Origin of the sequence: Kordiimonas sediminis (assembly GCF_014656395.1) — a bacterium.
Taxonomy (GTDB): Bacteria; Pseudomonadota; Alphaproteobacteria; order Sphingomonadales; family Kordiimonadaceae; genus Kordiimonas_A; species Kordiimonas_A sediminis.
Window position 1 is genome coordinate 1233993 of the sequence record NZ_BNCI01000002.1, and the last position, 17630, is coordinate 1251622.

The following is a 17630-nucleotide window of genomic DNA, read 5'->3' on the forward strand; positions in this document are numbered from 1 at the left end:
CTTTCCAACGCGAGTTGAACACTATACACAGAAGCCATGCGAATATTATTTCTTGGTGACCTAATGGGCCGAAGCGGACGTAGCGCCGTTATTGATGCCCTTCCTGATCTTCGGAGTCGGATGAAACTCGACTTCGTCATTGTCAACGGCGAGAACGCTGCAAGCGGGTTTGGCATTACCGGCAAAATCACCGGACAGGTTATACAGGCTGGCGCTGATGTTATTTCCGGCGGCAACCACACATTTGACCAAAAAGAAATTCTGGAACCCATCAACAGCGACAACAGAATATTGCGCCCGATTAACTACCCAGAAGGCACACCTGGTCGCGGGTATGCCGTTTATGACGCACCGCGCGGAAAAAAGATATTGGTCATTAACGCTATGGGCCGCGTGTTCATGAACCCGATGGAATGCCCATTCCGCGCAGTTGATAAAGTTCTGAAAAGCCACCGCATGGGGCACACTGTTGCGGCCGTTATCGTTGACTTTCACGGTGAGGCAACTTCGGAAAAAATGGCCATGGGGCATTATCTGGACGGCAGGGTTAGCCTGGTTGTCGGCACACACAGCCACGTTCCAACCGCTGACTGTCAAATCCTTGACGGCGGCACAGCCTACCAGACTGATGCCGGAATGTGCGGCGACTATAACAGTGTAATCGGCATGGAAAAGGAAGAACCAATCAGGCGGTTCCTGACCAAAATGAACCGGGAACGCTACACCCCTGCGAGTGGGCAGGCCACCATTTGTGGCACCTTTATCGAAACAGACGACAGGACAGGTCTTGCCACACGTATTGAACCCCTGCGGATGGGGCCACGCCTGATGGAACATATCCCAGCCTAGGTAAAGCGTACCCTGAATGCCGTAGTGGCCTGCTAAGGGGCAGATTTTTCCATGCGAAACAACGGAACGGAGACAGTGCCTACTGTCTCTGGCTCTTCGCTGATAACCACATACCCCCTTGCCTTATAGAGCGGTAGTCCCGAAATCGTGGACATCAGGGAGAAACTTTTAAACCCTTTCTTCAGCGCCGCCGCCTCGCAGTGATCAATGATCATACTGCCAATGCCGCACCGCGTATATGAAGGGTCCGTATACATTGCCCGGATACGGGCTGGCTCAGATGCAGGATCCAGAAAACGGGCATTCCTGCCACTTGTATGGTCGCCGCCATAAAGGGTCGCACGGTTCGACCACCCGCCACTGCCGACAATCCTGTCCCCGTCAAGAACCTTGAAATACGTTCCGTCAGCAATCAGCTGCGTATCCAGTCCCATCACGGCTTTGGAGGCCTCAACCTGTGCTGGATCAAGTAAATCAGCTAAAAGCACATCAATCGCAACTGCCATCAATGCTTTCAGTTCTTGAATGTCATGCTTGGTTGCTAACTGGCATACAAAAGCAGGGTTGGCGGTCATAAAAACCGTCCGACAACCTCTTTGTAGGATCGGCTGACTTTCAACTCTTTGCCGCAGCTAAGTGTCAGAAAACACTCACCATTAGAATGAGGTCTGACTTCCAGAACCTTATCCAGATTGATAATTGTCGACCTGTGGATCCGCTGAAAGGTTTTGGGGTCGAGCCGTTTAATCATGATTTTCATGGTTTCGCGCAGGATATGGGTTTTATCGCCGACATGAATACACATGTAATCGCCCGCCGCATCGATATAATCGACATCTGAAACATTGACGATGGTGATATGCCCCCTGTCCTTGATACGCAAATGGGGGTCAAAGCGTGACTCCGACGTCTCGGTCGGCTTCTCCAGAATTGCTGTTAGTGCCTCGGCAGGTGCATCGTCCATACCTTCGATCAGTTCCACAAGACGGGCATTCTGTTCAATGGCGATGCGCTGGCTCAGGCTTTCCCGTACACGTTCAATCGCAGTCGCCAGCCGCTCATCTTCCACCGGCTTTAAAAGGTAATCCAAAGCATGTGCCTGAAAGGCATCCAGCGCATATTCATCATAGGCTGTTACAAAAATAACCAGCGGTATTTCTGCTTCTCCCACCAGCGACCGTACCACGGCAAACCCATCAAAGCCTGGCATTTGAATATCAAGAAATACCAGATCAGGCTTCAGGTCTTTGATCTTCTTAACAGCATCTCTGCCATTAGAGCATGTGTCGATGATTTCAATATCATCATAGCTTTCAAGTCTGATTTTCAAGCCGCGAATTGCCAGCGGTTCATCATCAATTAGGAGTGTTCTGATTTTTCTCATTCTTCCCTGCCGTTTCTGCGGAGGTTTTCCTCGCTTGTCTTTTTAAAATGTGGGTATCAACCACGGTATGTCAATGGATGGTGCCATACTTCACAGAATTCTCAAAGCCTATGGTTCTCTGTGTTCTCGCTCGCACGGGATTTCAATGGTGATACCAAGCCCGGAAGGACTGAGATTGACAACGTGGAAAGCGTGGTCAGATCCGTAAATTTGCATCAGTCTTTCTTTTGTGTTGGCAATCCCGACACCCGACCCGGATTTGGTCTTGATATTTTCCGGGTCCTGAAGCCCAGGGCCATTATCTTTTAGCGTTATCGTCAGATACCGCCCGTTCACAGATGCCTTAACCGATAATTTACCACCATCAATGGACGGGGCAATTGCGTATTTGATCGCATTTTCGATAAGCGGCTGCAAAAGAAGACTGGGGATCAGCGATGATTTAGCGTTTTCATCAATGTCATAATCAATCTGCAATCGATCCTGAAAGCGCACCCGTTCGATATCCAGATATAGGCCCAGCGCATATAACTCCTGCTCCAGACTGATGCGCTGCGTTGGCTGGTTTACCAGAGTGTACCGCAGAAAGCTTGATAGCTTGGTCAGCATCTGATTGGCATCTTTGACCTCGCGCTCCAACACAAGGGTAGAGATTGCATTAAGGGTATTGAACAAAAAGTGGGGATTTAACTGATACCGCAGCATTTTCAGCTGTGCCTGGTGGGCCATTGCCGTTGCCTTCAGCAATTGTTTTTGTTGTTGCTGATATCCTTCATAAAAATGATAGCCAAAATAGATGGCTGACCAGGCAAAAAGCACGGTTGAATCGAACATGGCATTGCCGAAACGGGCAAACCCCTGCGCCGGCTGCCACCCAAAGAAAGGCGCGATAAAGGTCTCAATCGTGGAGAACAGCAACCCCATACCAGCGGAAATAAACAGCGCTGTGAATAAGACCAGAATGATCTGGCGGTCCCGAACCAAGCGGTATAACTGGCGCATAACGAGGGAAAGCGACAGACCAACAACTGCCGACAACAGGATAAACTGTATGTAAACAGACAGTTCGAAGCCAACTGTCATACCGTGAAACACACGGACCAGACAATATCCTAGCCAGCCGAACGCCTGGAAAGTCCAAAATGTACGATTGCGGTTGCCAAAGAAGCCGCTGAGCATGGAATCATCCCCGTCAAAATCACTGTCAACCAGAAGCGGGCTCCCCATACGACTAAGGGGAGCCACCAACTCTTCTTCGGACGGCGCATTATGTACAGGGATTTCCTGATCGCCAACCATATTTTCGACTTTTTCCAGAACCTGCAAGACTATTAGTCTCCAGTGGCCCGCGCAGCGTCCGCAACAGAAACTGCACCGGTCTCGCCTTTCAGCTCAACAGACTGGCCTGGGCGGAGGCGCTCACCACCACGAACAATCACTCTGTCACCGTTTTCAATCCCACCCAGCACGGCTACACGATTGCCGCTTGCTGCGCCGGTTGTAACTCTAAGACGCTCTGCTTTACTTTCTGCATCCACGCGGAAAACATAGGTACCGTCAGTCCGCAACACCAGCGCATCACGAGGTACCGCAATCACTTCTTCCGGGGCGCTTTTTGGCAATCCAACCTGCAGCGCAGAACCAACAGCATACCGCTTGCCAGCAGGCACATTCACCCGAATTTCCATGGCACGGCTCAAACCGTCACCGACCGGCACAATGGCGCGAATACGTGTGTCGGTGAAGACGTTATTATCCTGCACCATAACATTTTGGCCATCATTCAACGTCGCAGAAAGATTAACCGGCGCCCGTGCACTGATTTCCAGATGCTCTGTATCCACCAGACGCACAATCTGCCGGCCCGGGGCAGAATATTCCCCTGCCTGCGCCAACCTTTCGACAACGCGGCCGGGGAAAGGTGCCCGAACCTTGGTACGGGCCAAATCAACTTCCGACTGTTTAACAGCAATCCGTGCCTGTGCCAGTTCCTGTTCTGTCATAACAAGGGTACTGCGTGCTTCCTCGACACGGCTAACCGGCGTGTGGCTGGTCTCTGCCAGTTCTTCAAACCGTTTCAGATCTGCTTTCAAATACTCTATACGGGCCTCGAGCCGCTTGACCTGGGCCTCGTTACGTCCCTTCGTTAACAGGATTGAACTGTCATCAATGGTGGCGATGACATCCCCTTCCTTTAGCTGCGTCCCTTCCGGTGCCACCCAGATTACGCGCCCAGCGATTTCTGCAGCAACACGGCTGTCATTCTTGCTGATTACGGTACCTGGAACATATACCTGCGGCGCCATATTCTCTTTTGAAGCCGTGGATACTTCAACCAGTGCAGACGGCTGCCCGCCGCCCTGCTGTGCAGAGACAGGCGACAGAGTGCCCATCACCGCACTACAGCCAAGAGCAAAGACAAGCCCTTTGATATACTTCTGCTTTTTAGTTGTTGTCACTGAATGAATAGTCATTTTTTTCCTCGCATTCCATACAGTTAATACTGATATTGTTGTTATTCAGCAGGCTTTAACCGTGCCTGGCGGTTCTGGAACAGTCCCAGAATTTTTCCAAAGTCCAATTGCATCAAGGCAGGCAACATCAACAGCGTGAACAACGTAGACATTGCCATGCCCCCAACGATCGTAGCAGCCATACCGCGATAAATATCGCTACCAGCACCGGGGAAGATAACCAGTGGCAACATCCCCATGATTGATGTCAGTGTGCTCATGAAAATTGGACGTACACGCAGGGCAATCGCGCGTTCGACCGCCTCCTTACGAGACAGGCCGTCCGCTTCCCCCTGACGGGTTTTAGCAACCAGCAGAATGGCGTTATTGACCACAAGCCCCAACAGGATGATGAAACCAATCATCGTCAAGAGGTCAAGCGGTGCAAAACTAATCTGATTGAGAAGATTAAGCGCCAGCACACCGCCCACCGTTGCAAGCGGGATCGTCACCACAACAGTCAGTGCATCCCGCAAAGACCGGAACAGTGCCGCCAGGATCAAAAACAGTAAGCCAAGCGCCAGCACAAAGTTCGTAGCAAGCGATGAAACAGCCCGGTCGAGCGCATCGGCACTACCACCATAGGTGATGGTTGCACCAGCGGGCAGCTGTGCCTTGATCTGTGGTTCAACCTTTTCTCTCAAAATGGTGACCATATCTTCAAGCGGCATGCCGTCAGGCTGATTAATATTGAAGGTTACAGTCCGGCGGCGGTTCACACGCTGAATGAAGGTTGGCCCAACACCACGTTCAATAGTCACCAGATCACCCAGTGGCACCGTACCTCCACGCGGCGTTGCGAGCGGAATATTCTGTAAGATTTCCGGTGCAGCCCAATCATCAGCCTTAAGGATCATATCAACGCGCTTGTCACCGTCAAAATGTTCCCCGAGCCAAAGACCATCACCAAGCGCCCGCACAATCTGGGCTACGTCGTTACGGGAGTATCCGACTTCAGCCAGACGGCGGTCATTCGGGATAATCTTCAGCTCAGGAGAAATAACATTGGGGTCGGGATTAGGCTGCGCCTGCGCACCAGGAATTGCCTCGGAGATCATACGCATCGTTTGCATGGTAACATCCCGAAGCGCCCCAATGTCTTTAGAATGGATATTTAACTGGACAGAACCATTGCCGCCAAAACCACCAAACAGGTTCCCTTGTTGCGCAAAGAAGAATACATCAGGGAAGCCAGACAGTATTTCTTCACGGACAATAGTTTCCATTTCCTTGATGCGGCTTTGGTCGTTAATCCGTACACCCAGATTACCTGCCTGCCCATTTGGGAAGGTAATCACATAATAGTTTCTGAGCGACGGCTCCTTCTCTCCGCTCATATAGGGTGCCAGTCGTTCATTGATGACCGAGATAATTTCTTCATCAACTGTCTCAATATTCGACCCGGACGGGAACATAATGAAGGCATCAACTGCATCCCGCTTCACGGGCGGCAGATAGTTCAGGTTTGGCAGCATATACCAGCTCAGACCGACCGCAGCTGTAGCCAGGCCCGCCACCACTGCGCCTTGACGCAGCGGTGTCCGTGTTATCTTCATAATTAAGGTAGACAGTCTGGTTGCGTGCCCGCCACTTGACGGGTTTTGCGGTAACTTTCTTAACCATGTGCGGGCAAGAACAGGCAACACCGTCACGGCCGCGATCAGGGACATACCCACGCCGATTGCGATGGTCAGTGCAAGATCGGCAAAGAGCTGTCCTTCAACGTCCTCAAGAAACAGGATAGGCACAAAAATAGCGATCGTTGTTGCCGTGGACGCCAACAATGCGCCCCACACCTCACGCGCACCAAGAAGTGCGGCAATCTCCATCTTTTCGCCCTTCTCCCGCATGCGTACAATATTTTCCAGAACCACAATGGCGGCATCCAGTACCATCCCGGTAGCAAATGCCAGTCCGGCCAGCGAGATCACATTCACGGTTCGGCCAAAAACACCCAAGACGACAACAGTTGTCAACAGACAGACGGGTATCATGAGGGCAATCAAAAGAGTTGCACGGATTTGTCTCAGGAAGAGCCAAAGCACCCCAACCGCCAGCAACACACCAATAACAAGATTGCTGCCAAGAAGGTTAATCGCACGGGTAATGAAAACGGACGGATCAAATGATTTTTCAATGGCGATGCCTTGCTCTGCAAGAATGCCAGCATTCATCTCGTCCAGTTCATCAGTGAGGCGCTGGATAGTAGACAGTACATTGGCCCCAGATTCGCGCACTACACGCATGCCAATCGCAGGGTTACCGTTCTGATACACAACTTGGTTATTTGGTGCAGACCCAACAGAGACAGTTGCAATATCCCCCAAATATACAGGACTACCATTCCGCCAGTCTAATACCAGTGCTTCCAGTTCGCCCGGCTCATACTTGCCTTGAAAGTTCAGCAAATACCGGCGACGGCCTACTTCAAGGTACCCACCGGAGCTATCTACCGTCCTGCCAACACTGCGAACAATGCTGGAAATATCAATACCCAGTTCCGAAGCACGTACGGGATCAAAAGAAATTTGCAGTTGATCACCCTGTCCTGCACCTGCTTCAATAGAAATATCGGCAATACCATCAATCGCCGTCAGTCGCGGTACGACATTATCCTCGATAAAAGAAACATACTCGTCCTGTGCAAGAACGCTGTCTTCCCGGAATTGAGTAAACAGGTAAATCAATGTTTCGCCGGTCGGGTTACCACCATTCATCAATATTTGTGGTCTGTCCGCATCGGCAGGTAGAGGTGGCAACCGGTTCAGACGACTGATGACCTCCATCAGCGTCCTGTCCATATCAGCGCCGAGCGAGAATTCCAGCGATACATAGCCAAAGGAAGGATTGGAGAAAGTTCTAATCTCTTCAAGGCCCGGCAAGCCCAGCATAACTTCTTCGATTGGTTCAATAATCTCTGATTCTATCTCTGACGGACTTGCCGCCCGCCAGAATGTCTGCACACCTAGCTGAGGCCGCTCTATCTCCGGGAACAACTGCACCGGTAGACGTGTCAGCATCATTATGCCAAGAATTATCACCATGGCCGTTAAGACGAAAACAGCCGCCGGATTCTTCAAGCTTTTTTCAGTCAAATTCATCACAATACCCTCGCTTTGGTCTTTTGCTTTTTTTTCTTTATGACCTCGGCAGACATCAAAGGGTATGCGCTTGCGATAAAATGCTTTGGCTATGCGGCGAAGTGTGACTTGCTGCCTTAAAAGGGAAAATGGCGCTAACCTTAGGTTTAGAATAGCGAAAGAAAGGGGCTTCGACGTATATCTTCCGATAGATAGGATCAGTTTGCAGACGGTTCATGCTTACGATTCTCATCTGCATTTCACTCACCTACAGAAATATTTCTGCCTTATAGTTCTTGTAGAGATATGCAAAAATAGACTTTATGATGTTTTCACTGACTGTATCCAACAATATTATAGTAATTACTTTAATAGTGTTGCGATATTGCACATACCGTTATAACTCTTCATTAAGTAATAATGGGTAGGGTAAATACTAATCAGGCATGAGAATGATTTGATGCATTTCAATCTCATCCAGCATGATACGACATAAGGAATTTAAGTGCGTACTCGAATATTGGCTTTGTTTGCCCTTTGTTTGTTATCCTTTGATCTTTCATATGCAGTCGCAGATGAAACAAAAAAGTCGTTTGTTCTGGGTCGGGTCAGTGTCTATCCCGATGAAGAAATGTCACGCCTGGAAAGTCTTTCTATTTATCTGAAACAAAACCTACCTAATGCTGAAAACATGCATTTTGAACAGGTAATTGTCTCTTCACTGGAAGAAATGATTGAACTTTTAAAAAAAGGCGAAGTCGATCTGGTCTCGGAAACACCCTTTGCTGCAATGGAATTACAGTTGGCTACGGGCGCTGAGATACTCTTGCGGGAACGCAAATACGGCATGAAAGAATACGATAGCCTTCTCATTGCGAATAGTAATCTGGATATCAAAAGCCTGGATGACTTCAAAGGCCAGCTATTGGCACTCGAGGACCCCGGCTCAACCTCAGGTTTCTGGCTCCCCGTTTCCGTCTTTGTAAATGCTGGAATACCTGTGAGAGAAGTCGAAAGTACTACTGCTCCAATCGGGAAGGACGAAGTGGGCTATATTTTTGCTGGCGACAGCGAAAATGTGACGCAGTGGATCGCGAGCGGCATAGCTGCAGGCGGCGGTGTCAGTGAATATGATTTGAACACACCCAACCGCACACCACTGATTGTCAGGTCCAAACTGCGGGTGGTCACAAGAAGTCAAAGTGTCTTAAGGTCCCTCGTTCTTGTACCAGCTGGAATGCCCCCTGAGCTTAAAGAGAGTATAAAAACTCTTCTGTCTGAAATGCATGACAAAAATAATGGCTGGGAGACAATGCGTTCGTACAACCGGGTGCGCCGTTTCGACCCTATTGACGCAGAAATGAGTGTTAAACTGAAAGAACTTGAAGGCCTTTATAAAACCGTTAAAGCGGTTATTCAGTAAAGACAATAACATAGAAAAGCCCTGACTGATCATATGTTCAAACAGGGCTTGGATTTCTACTGTGCAGTGAAGAAGATTACTTATCTTTATCTTTTGGTATGCGCTTCATTTCTTCAAACTTGCCCAGACCACAACTACCCCATTCACGGCCAAAGCTATCAAGCACCGTTATGATATCCAGACTGCAAAGCTGGTTCAAAGAAGTTTTAAAGGAAAAGCGCTCTTCAAACACAAGGCGTGGACATCTGTTATCCATCTTATTCATATAACCGCGTCCACCAGGTGCCTCAAAAAAGATCGTCTTTTCGTCAATCACCGTTTGTGAGCGCAAGCCACGAAGCGGGATACAGGACTTTTCCTTGCCAGTGTATTCGTACTTTTCCAGGATATTTGCCAACCGCTTTTCAGCTTTGGTCATCTCTTTATCTTCATCAAGTGCAACGCTGCCAAAAGAGATAGTCAAAGCAACAAGAGCAGCGAATGGCCGTATGACTTTCAGCATTTTTCTTCCTATTCCTAGCTAATTAATTTCAATCTGGTACGCAATATACCAAATATAAACTGAACCGAAGCTGAACGATTAATCATGCCGTAAAAGCCTCTTTGGCCTGCGCCATCCGCCCGCGCAAATGCACTTCCAGGCCGGACAAGGCTAATTGTTCTGCCGGACCAGCCTCCCTGACACCACCGTCAAACGCCAGGCCGTGCACACAGGCGATCTGTTTAAGATATTGTATGAATGCCTCTGCCCTGCTTTCGAACAAGCCCGGGAACTTGCCCAAATGAATGTTATGGTTCTCACAGGCGCTTTTATAAACAGACGCTAAATGCGGAATCAAATTATCCCCAATTGTTTCAAGTCCAACACAAAAGGCAAAAAACGGCGGTATTGTATCGTTAGCAGGCTCAAGCTGGTCGCTTTGCTGGCAACTGGCTACATTTTCCAGTTCCATCACCATTTCTTCGAGCGTTTTATCCAGATGCCTTGCTATGCGGGTCGCAATATCACATTCCTCAGCCGTCAACTCTGCGCAGAGAATATTCACTTCCGCAGCAGCATCCCTATACTTCATAAAATCAAGAATGTTGATTTGTTCGCTCATAAATATAGTATTTCCAAGTTTACAGACAGACCATACGCAATACTGCAATCAAGTTAAAGGAAATATCATAATATGATTGATCTTGCTCTCGTTGTCGCTCAGGCTTTGGTACCTGCCCTTCTGATTTTGTGGTGCATCAGCATCCTGACGGGCAAAGTAAGTTTTATTGATTCCTTCTGGGGCGCCGGTTTTGCGCTTATCGCGGCTACATGTTTGCTTCATTTCGGCAACATTGGTGCCATTAGCCTAGTCACCGCTGGCCTGACGATTGTTTGGGGCATGCGACTGGCACTTTATCTTCTCAAAAGGTTTCTCCACGAAGGGGAAGACAAACGCTATATCCGAATGACCAAGGGCAAGGAGGGTTTGAGCCGGCACTTCTTTACGCTGTTTATGGTTTTTGGGTTTCAGGGCGCCTTAATGTTCATTATCTCGGCCCCTGTTATGTATGCCTTCCTGAAAGCAGATCAGTCACTGACACTATTATCCTATGTGGGCATTGCGCTCTGGTGCGCGGGGATCTTCTTCGAATGGGTTGGAGACTACCAATTAGCCGCCTTTAAAAAAAATCCGGATAATGCAGGGAAGGTTCTAAATACTGGGCTATGGGCCTGGACGCGTCACCCAAATTATTTTGGCGATTTCTGTGTTTGGTGGGGGCTTTGGATGATCTCGCACCATCCCGTCACCATCGTAGCCCCTATCATTATGAGTATTTTACTTATGAAAGTATCGGGCACCCCGTTGCTTGAGAAATCCCTTAAATACTCAAGACCTGGCTATGATGATTACATAAGAAATACGAGTGAATTCTTTCCACGGCCCCCAAAAGGTACCTAATTAGAATGAAAATGCTCAGCAAAAGATTCCCGATACAGTAGAATTACTACAATATAGTGGGAATTTGAAATCTTGACTTTACTACTCATATTTGCAATATATTGCCGCAATTGGGGTCCAGACTAACCAAATCAACCTTTTCAACAAGGTATCTGGGACAGAATATTACTATGGAGATTCCATACGTTTGTTCGGGCCCTATCTGGGGGAGTAAAGTCAGTGTCGCCGAACAAACAAGCGCCTGAAAATATCTTTGAGATAATTCGCGGGGTATATAATACCTTACCCCGCGTGGCTGGTTCCATACTGCCCCACAAACGAGATTTAAATCCTGCCGCCATTAAGAGTTGTCTGCCGTACATTTTACTGGCTGAGCATATCGGCGGAGGTGACCTTCGGTACAGGCTTGCCGGAACCCATACCACAGAAATTGTTGGCCATGAAATAACCGGCAAAACCTTTAATGATCTGGGTTTCACCAATCAAACGATTAAAAAGCATAAGTGCTCTTTGTTTGAAAAAATGTTCCGACATCCCTGCGGCCTTTATTCAAAGCGACGCTTGCCACATGATAACGGGACAACATGGGAATACCATGCCCTGTACCTGCCCATGCATCACGATGCAAAAGATCCAGATATGGCACTGATTGCAACCAAACTGGTTGCTGTTGATCATGATGAAAACTTGTCTCTGGTCGGGAAGTTTCGCTTTTATGATGTTGAGCTTATTGAAACCGACTTTATTGACCTGGGTGCAGGCACGCCAGACGATATGCCCTATACCCATTCTATGGTTCCTGCTGAATAGCTAATAGCTTTCACTGACTGATCACTCTAGTAAAACTGAAAGCTGTATAACGGCATCCCCCTTTTAAACACATATTTTAAAAAAGCGGCCCGAAAGCCGCTTTAAAAGGTTTAAGAGATACGCCTAGAGCGCCTTGACAATCTCTTCTGTCATCTTCTTTGCATCTGAGAACAGCATCATGGTGTTATCACGGAAGAATAGTTCATTCTCCACACCTGCATAACCGCTTCCAAGAGACCTTTTAATGAAGAGAACAGTTTTGGCTTTCTCAACGTCCAAAACAGGCATCCCAAAGATCGGGCTTTGCGGATCGGTCTTAGCAGACGGATTGGTCACATCGTTCGCACCAATGACAAAAGCAACGTCAGCCTGAGAGAATTCACTATTGATATCTTCAAGCTCAAATACTTCATCATACGGCACGTTTGCCTCTGCCAAGAGCACGTTCATATGCCCCGGCATCCTGCCGGCCACAGGGTGAATAGCATATTTCACGTCCACGCCTTCTTCTTTCAGAAGATCGCACATTTCCTTCAGAGCATGCTGCGCCTGAGCAACGGCCATACCGTACCCAGGAACAATAATGACCTTGCCTGCATTCTTCATGATAAAGGCAGCATCCTCGGCTGAGCCTTGCTTTACAGGGCGTGTCTCCACCTGACCACCAGCAGAAGCAGCAGCAGAATCGCCGCCAAAACCACCAAGGATCACAGAGATAAAGCTACGGTTCATGCCTTTACACATAATATAAGACAGAATAGCACCCGAAGACCCAACGAGCGCACCGGTCACGATCAATGCAGTATTGCCAAGCGTAAACCCAATGCCTGCAGCAGCCCAACCTGAGTAACTGTTTAGCATCGAGACAACCACCGGCATATCTGCGCCGCCGATCGGTATGATCAACAGGAAGCCAATGATGAAACTTAGACCAATGATGTACCACATCAAATCACCACCGCCCGAGGCAGCACCATCAGACATAGAGAAGGCACCGATTAATCCAATGATCGCAAGCCCCATCAAGGCATTGAGTACATGACGGCCCGGCAATAGGATCGGCGCACCCGACATATTGCCGTTCAGTTTGGCAAAGGCAATGATAGAGCCAGAGAAGGTGATTGCACCAATCGCCGCACCCAGCGACATTTCCACGCGGCTAGCTGCGTATATCTGTCCCATCTTGTTGGCGATACCAAACGATACCGGGTCCAGAAACGCACTAGCGGCAACCAGCACAGCGGCAAGCCCCACAAGACTGTGAAAAGCAGCTACTAACTGCGGCATAGCTGTCATGGCGATTTTTCTGGCAATGATATAGCCAATCAGGCCACCCACTATCAGCGCCCCAATGATCCAATCATAGGAAACAACTTCCGGGTTCAGTACAGTGGTCACTACGGCGATCACCATACCAACCATGCCAAAAATATTACCCTTACGGCTTGTCTCCGGTGAAGATAGTCCGCGCAGGGAAAGGATGAAAAGTACCGCAGCAACCAGATAGGCAACCGAGGTCAGGTCGGCTTGAAATTGTGTCATATCCTTACCTCCCTACTTTTCTTTTTTCTTGTACATGGCAAGCATGCGCGACGTTACTGCAAACCCGCCAAAGATATTCACAGCTGCGAGCGCAATAGCCACCGCACCCAGAATTTTAGACAAGTTCATCCCGTCAGGACCCGCAGCGATCAGAGCACCAACGATAATGACACTTGAAATAGCGTTGGTCACACTCATGAGCGGTGTATGCAGCGCAGGCGTTACCGACCACACAACATAATATCCGACAAAGATCGCAAGTACGAAAACCGAGAATTGCTGGATAAATGGATTTACAACGATTTCTGTAGCTAATTCAGTCATTGCCCTATTCCTCCTTCAGCCGTGGATGGACAATGGCCCCATCCTTTGTCACCAATGATTCAGCAATAATTTCGTCTTCATAATCAATCTCAAGCTTGCCGTCTTTGACATGCGGGGTGATGAAGTGGACAAGATTGCGTGCAAAGAGCGCAGATGCATCCGCCGCCAACCGTGATGGTACGTTTCTGTATCCAACGATCGTGACGCCGTGTACCTCTACCACCTCTCCTGGTTTGGACAGTTCGCAGTTGCCACCATTTTCAACAGCCAGGTCAACAATCACACTGCCAGGTTTCATGGATTTGACCATGTCTTCGGTAATCAGAACCGGGGCCGCACGTCCGGGGATCAAGGCAGTGGTAATCGCAATATCCTGTTTGGCCAGGGTTGATGCGATAAGGGCCGCCTGTTTGGCTTTATAGTCATCGCTCATTTCCTTGGCGTAACCGCCTGCAGTTTCGGCCTCGGCCGTTTCTTCGTCTTCAACCATAACAAAGGTACCGCCCAGACTTTCAACCTGCTCTTTGGCAGCAGGGCGAACATCTGTTGCCGAAACAATAGCCCCAAGGCGCTTTGCCGTTGCAATTGCCTGCAACCCCGCAACCCCGGCCCCCATCACCATCACTCTGGCAGGTGGAACAGTTCCCGCGGCAGTCATCATCATTGGAAAGGCACGGCCAAAATGGCTGGCACCGTCCAGAACCGCTTTATAGCCAGCAAGGTTCGACTGACTGGACAGAATATCCATGGACTGTGCGCGCGTAATACGCGGAACAAATTCCATGGCGTATGCTTCCAGCCCGGCATCAGCATATGCCTGTAACCTGTCTTTCTCTAAATACGGGTTCAGCGCAGATAATTGCACTGCCCCCTTCTTTGCTGATTTCACATCAGCAGCGTCGAGCCCCTGAACGGAAAAAATAACATCTGCATCTTTTAAAGTAGATTTAAGATCGGAACCAATCGTCGCTCCAACCTCTTCATACTGGGCATCTGGAATACTAGCCCCAGCCCCAGCCCCTGTTTCCACACAGACATTAAAGCCCAGTGAAATCAGCTTTTTAACTGAGTCGGGTGAAGACGATACACGGTGTTCCGCTTCGCGTCTTTCCCTGATAACAGCAAGCTTCATGCTTTATCTCCCAAAAAAATTTATTTCATTTTTCTGGTTGGCTGACCCACACCAATCCAGTAGGTGCGTGTCTCATTTTGAGACATTCTTGTTATATTCCAAAGTGTTAATCAAAAACGGCAGCAACTCAAGCTTTAACGCGAAAATTAGAACAATTTTATGTGATTTTTTGCACAATTTTACCTTTACCATTTCATTAACCATTGTATCGAAATGATACATCCATGACGCCCGAATCAGGCAAGAAATCGGCACTCATGGAGAGAGCAAATGGCTAAGAAAAGAGTATTGATAGTTGAAGACGAACTTACGCAAATGCGTATGCTCGAATCTGTGGTCAGCAAAGCTGACTTCGACTATGAAACTGCAGCTACGGGACTACAGGCAGTTAACCGTCTACGGGAAAAAGGCAAAAAACCGTTCGACGTAATCCTGCTGGATTTAGTTATGCCGGAGATGGACGGCATTGAGGTTCTGGACGAAATTCGCCCGGAAATGCCAAATCTGCCAGTGGTGATGCTGACTGCACACTCTTCTGTCCGTACCGTGGTTGATGCCATGAAAGCCGGCGCCAATGACTTTATTGTAAAGCCTGCAAGCGCAGAACGCATTCGCTCAGCACTCCAGGCTGCTATTCGGACTGCCGGTCTTGTGGGGGAGATCGCCCCTGTGCAGGAAAAACTGGGCAAATCCGGCTTTAAAGGACTGATTGGCAATAGTAAGCCCATGCGCGACAGCATCCGTCTTGCCATGAAAGCTGCCGCATCGAAAATCCCTGTTCTGGTTGAAGGGGAATCCGGTGTTGGTAAAGAAGTTTTTGCACAAGCAATCCATAATGCCAGTGACCGCGCCAACAAACCGTTTGTAGCCGTTAACTGTGGTGCCATTCCGGAAAACCTGGTTGAAAGTATCTTATTCGGTCACGAAAAAGGCGCCTTCACAGGTGCGACCGAGAAACGTATCGGAAAATTTCAGGAAGCTGACGGCGGCACCCTATTCCTTGATGAGGTTGGTGAACTGCCGCTTGATGTGCAGGTGAAATTGCTGCGCGCCATTCAGGAACGCGAAATTGACCCTGTCGGCGGCAAGGAAAGCATCAAGGTTAATATTCGCATTATTTCTGCGACCAACAGAAACCTTCAGGAACGTGTTGAAGAAGGCGCCTTCCGCGAAGACCTGTTGTATCGTCTGAATGTGTTCCCAATCCTGCTGCCCGGCTTGCGTGACCGTAAGGAAGATATTCCTGCACTGACACAGCATTTTCTGGAGCAGATTGCAGCGATGGAAGGACAGCCCGTTGCAAGCATTTCCCCTGACGCACAGTTCCTGTTGAACAACTATTGTTGGCCTGGCAATGTCAGACAGCTCCAGAACGCCATTTTCCGGGCTATCATTCTGTCAGACGGTCAAGAACTGTCGATTAAGGATTTCCCGCACATCTCGCTTGCAGAAAATGAGGGGACTGACACAGTATCGCCATCAAGCAATTCCAATGTGGTTGCACTGAATGCTGCGGCACTCTCAAAGGCGACATGCCCTTCACTGCTTCTTGAGAATGAAGAAGGCGATATTAGATCCCTGGAAGAGCTTGAAGCCGAAATCATCGCTGCCGCACTGCATAAATATCAGGGTCGTATGTCAGAAGTTGCTCGCAAGCTTGGCATCGGACGGTCTACGCTTTACAGGAAAGTAGAGCATTATAATCTGCAGGAAGCAGCCCAGTAAAAAGTTTCACTGTGCTGCTCTGAAAAGAGGTGCACAGTGATTGGTGTTTTCGATAGTGGCAGTGGTGGCATTACAATTCTGCAGGCTTTGCGCAGTTCAATGCCCGATCAGGACTTTCTGTATCTGGGCGACCATGCCAACGCCCCTTATGGCCACCGCAGCAATCAGCAAATAGTTGATCTGACGATAAAGGGGGTCGACCGGCTTATGGCTGCGGGCTGCACCCTTGTTATTCTTGCCTGCAATACGGCCGCGGCGGTTGCCCTGCGACACATTCAGCAGACGTGGCTACCACATACCTACCCAAACAACCGGGTTCTTGGTGTCCTTGTCCCAATGGTCGAGGCTGTAACCGGGGTCCCCTGGCACCATATTCCGCATGCAGCAGAGGACACAGCAAAGCAGACAGGAAAATCAATTCTCTTGTTTGCCACGCGAAAAACCATTGAAAGCCGTGCCTACCATGATGAAGTGGAGAAGCGTGCTCCGGGTATCTCTCTGCTGGATAAGCCCTGCCCCGGCCTTGTGGACGCAATCGAAGGGGGCGCTGGCGCAAGCCCAATCGCGGGACTAATAGCAGGGTATGTTGCAGAAGCGCTGACTATGTGCGAAAGGCCAGATGCTGTCATTCTTGGCTGCACGCACTTCCCGCTGGCAGCCCAGCATTTCATCACCAATCTTCCCGAAAACACGCCGGTATTTTCCCAGCCCGATATCGTTGCACAGTCCCTGAAGGATTATCTAGAACGCCATAAAGGCCTGGTCATCAAGGGCGACGGAGATATGACCTTGCTTACAACAGGCGACCCTGCAAGCGTGAACAGGTTGTCCGCCTTTTTACCAGACGGCTTCCGTAACTTTAAAGGGGCCATATAGGCCCCTTTGGAATGCTCTTATATGCGTAT

At 49.1% G+C, this 17630-nt stretch carries 16 protein-coding genes; 6 read left to right on the forward strand and 10 right to left on the reverse strand.

Going from position 1 to position 17630, the window contains the following annotated elements:
• Positions 1 to 36: 36 nt before the first annotated feature.
• The gene (locus IE181_RS13305) at positions 37 to 849 is read left to right on the forward strand and encodes a TIGR00282 family metallophosphoesterase (RefSeq protein ID WP_191253740.1); all 813 of its coding nucleotides are present in this window, start codon (positions 37 to 39) and stop codon (positions 847 to 849) included.
• Between the two features lie 32 nt (positions 850 to 881).
• Here IE181_RS13305 and IE181_RS13310 read toward each other — a convergent pair whose 3' ends face one another.
• The 5 genes from IE181_RS13310 to IE181_RS13330 form a co-directional block, all read right to left on the reverse strand.
• Positions 882 to 1424 (reverse strand): GNAT family N-acetyltransferase, encoded by a 543-nt coding sequence (locus tag IE181_RS13310; protein ID WP_191253742.1) that lies wholly within the window; start codon positions 1422 to 1424, stop codon positions 882 to 884.
• Positions 1421 to 2233 (reverse strand): LytR/AlgR family response regulator transcription factor, encoded by an 813-nt coding sequence (locus IE181_RS13315; RefSeq protein ID WP_191253744.1) that lies wholly within the window; start codon positions 2231 to 2233, stop codon positions 1421 to 1423. The genes IE181_RS13310 and IE181_RS13315 overlap by 4 nt, the downstream gene beginning before the upstream one ends.
• A gap of 108 nt (positions 2234 to 2341) precedes the next feature.
• On the reverse strand, positions 2342 to 3559 hold the full coding sequence (locus IE181_RS13320) for a sensor histidine kinase (RefSeq protein ID WP_191253745.1): 1218 nt from the start codon (positions 3557 to 3559) through the stop codon (positions 2342 to 2344).
• A gap of 5 nt (positions 3560 to 3564) precedes the next feature.
• Entirely contained in the window at positions 3565 to 4707 is a 1143-nt protein-coding gene (locus IE181_RS13325) for an efflux RND transporter periplasmic adaptor subunit (RefSeq protein ID WP_191253747.1), read from the reverse strand.
• 41 nt (positions 4708 to 4748) lie between these two features.
• Positions 4749 to 7847 (reverse strand): efflux RND transporter permease subunit, encoded by a 3099-nt coding sequence (locus IE181_RS13330; RefSeq protein WP_191253749.1) that lies wholly within the window; start codon positions 7845 to 7847, stop codon positions 4749 to 4751.
• Positions 7848 to 8331: 484 nt separating this feature from the next.
• On the opposite strand from IE181_RS13330, the gene IE181_RS13335 reads away from it, so the two are divergent.
• Positions 8332 to 9249, forward strand: a complete 918-nt coding sequence (locus tag IE181_RS13335; RefSeq protein ID WP_191253751.1) for a phosphate/phosphite/phosphonate ABC transporter substrate-binding protein — start codon at positions 8332 to 8334, stop codon at positions 9247 to 9249.
• Between the two features lie 76 nt (positions 9250 to 9325).
• Here the strand turns inward: IE181_RS13335 and IE181_RS13340 are convergent, their stop codons facing one another.
• Positions 9326 to 9751 carry a hypothetical protein gene (locus IE181_RS13340; RefSeq protein ID WP_191253752.1) on the reverse strand — a complete coding sequence of 142 codons (426 nt, stop codon included), beginning with the start codon at positions 9749 to 9751 and terminating at the stop codon, positions 9326 to 9328.
• 82 nt (positions 9752 to 9833) lie between these two features.
• On the reverse strand, positions 9834 to 10352 hold the full coding sequence (locus IE181_RS13345) for a hypothetical protein (protein ID WP_191253754.1): 519 nt from the start codon (positions 10350 to 10352) through the stop codon (positions 9834 to 9836).
• Between the two features lie 72 nt (positions 10353 to 10424).
• Between IE181_RS13345 and IE181_RS13350 the strand changes: the two genes are divergently transcribed.
• A complete protein-coding gene (locus IE181_RS13350; RefSeq protein WP_191253756.1) occupies positions 10425 to 11192 on the forward strand; it encodes a DUF1295 domain-containing protein in 768 nt (255 codons plus the stop codon).
• Between the two features lie 219 nt (positions 11193 to 11411).
• Positions 11412 to 12002: a PAS domain-containing protein gene (locus IE181_RS13355; protein ID WP_191253758.1), complete on the forward strand. Its 591-nt coding sequence runs from the start codon at positions 11412 to 11414 to the stop codon at positions 12000 to 12002.
• A 123-nt stretch (positions 12003 to 12125) separates the two neighbouring features.
• Here the strand turns inward: IE181_RS13355 and IE181_RS13360 are convergent, their stop codons facing one another.
• The 3 genes from IE181_RS13360 to IE181_RS13370 are packed head-to-tail and all read right to left on the reverse strand — an operon-like array spanning position 12126 to position 15000.
• Positions 12126 to 13544 (reverse strand): NAD(P)(+) transhydrogenase (Re/Si-specific) subunit beta, encoded by a 1419-nt coding sequence (locus IE181_RS13360; RefSeq protein WP_191253760.1) that lies wholly within the window; start codon positions 13542 to 13544, stop codon positions 12126 to 12128.
• Positions 13545 to 13556: 12 nt separating this feature from the next.
• On the reverse strand, positions 13557 to 13868 hold the full coding sequence (locus IE181_RS13365) for an NAD(P) transhydrogenase subunit alpha part 2 (protein ID WP_191253762.1): 312 nt from the start codon (positions 13866 to 13868) through the stop codon (positions 13557 to 13559).
• A 4-nt stretch (positions 13869 to 13872) separates the two neighbouring features.
• Complete coding sequence (locus IE181_RS13370; RefSeq protein WP_191253764.1) at positions 13873 to 15000, reverse strand: Re/Si-specific NAD(P)(+) transhydrogenase subunit alpha; 1128 nt, start codon at positions 14998 to 15000, stop codon at positions 13873 to 13875.
• A 270-nt stretch (positions 15001 to 15270) separates the two neighbouring features.
• On the opposite strand from IE181_RS13370, the gene IE181_RS13375 reads away from it, so the two are divergent.
• Positions 15271 to 16725 (forward strand): sigma-54-dependent transcriptional regulator, encoded by a 1455-nt coding sequence (locus IE181_RS13375; protein ID WP_191253766.1) that lies wholly within the window; start codon positions 15271 to 15273, stop codon positions 16723 to 16725.
• A gap of 36 nt (positions 16726 to 16761) precedes the next feature.
• Complete coding sequence (locus IE181_RS13380) at positions 16762 to 17601, forward strand: glutamate racemase (protein ID WP_191253768.1); 840 nt, start codon at positions 16762 to 16764, stop codon at positions 17599 to 17601.
• Positions 17602 to 17630: the final 29 nt, after the last annotated feature.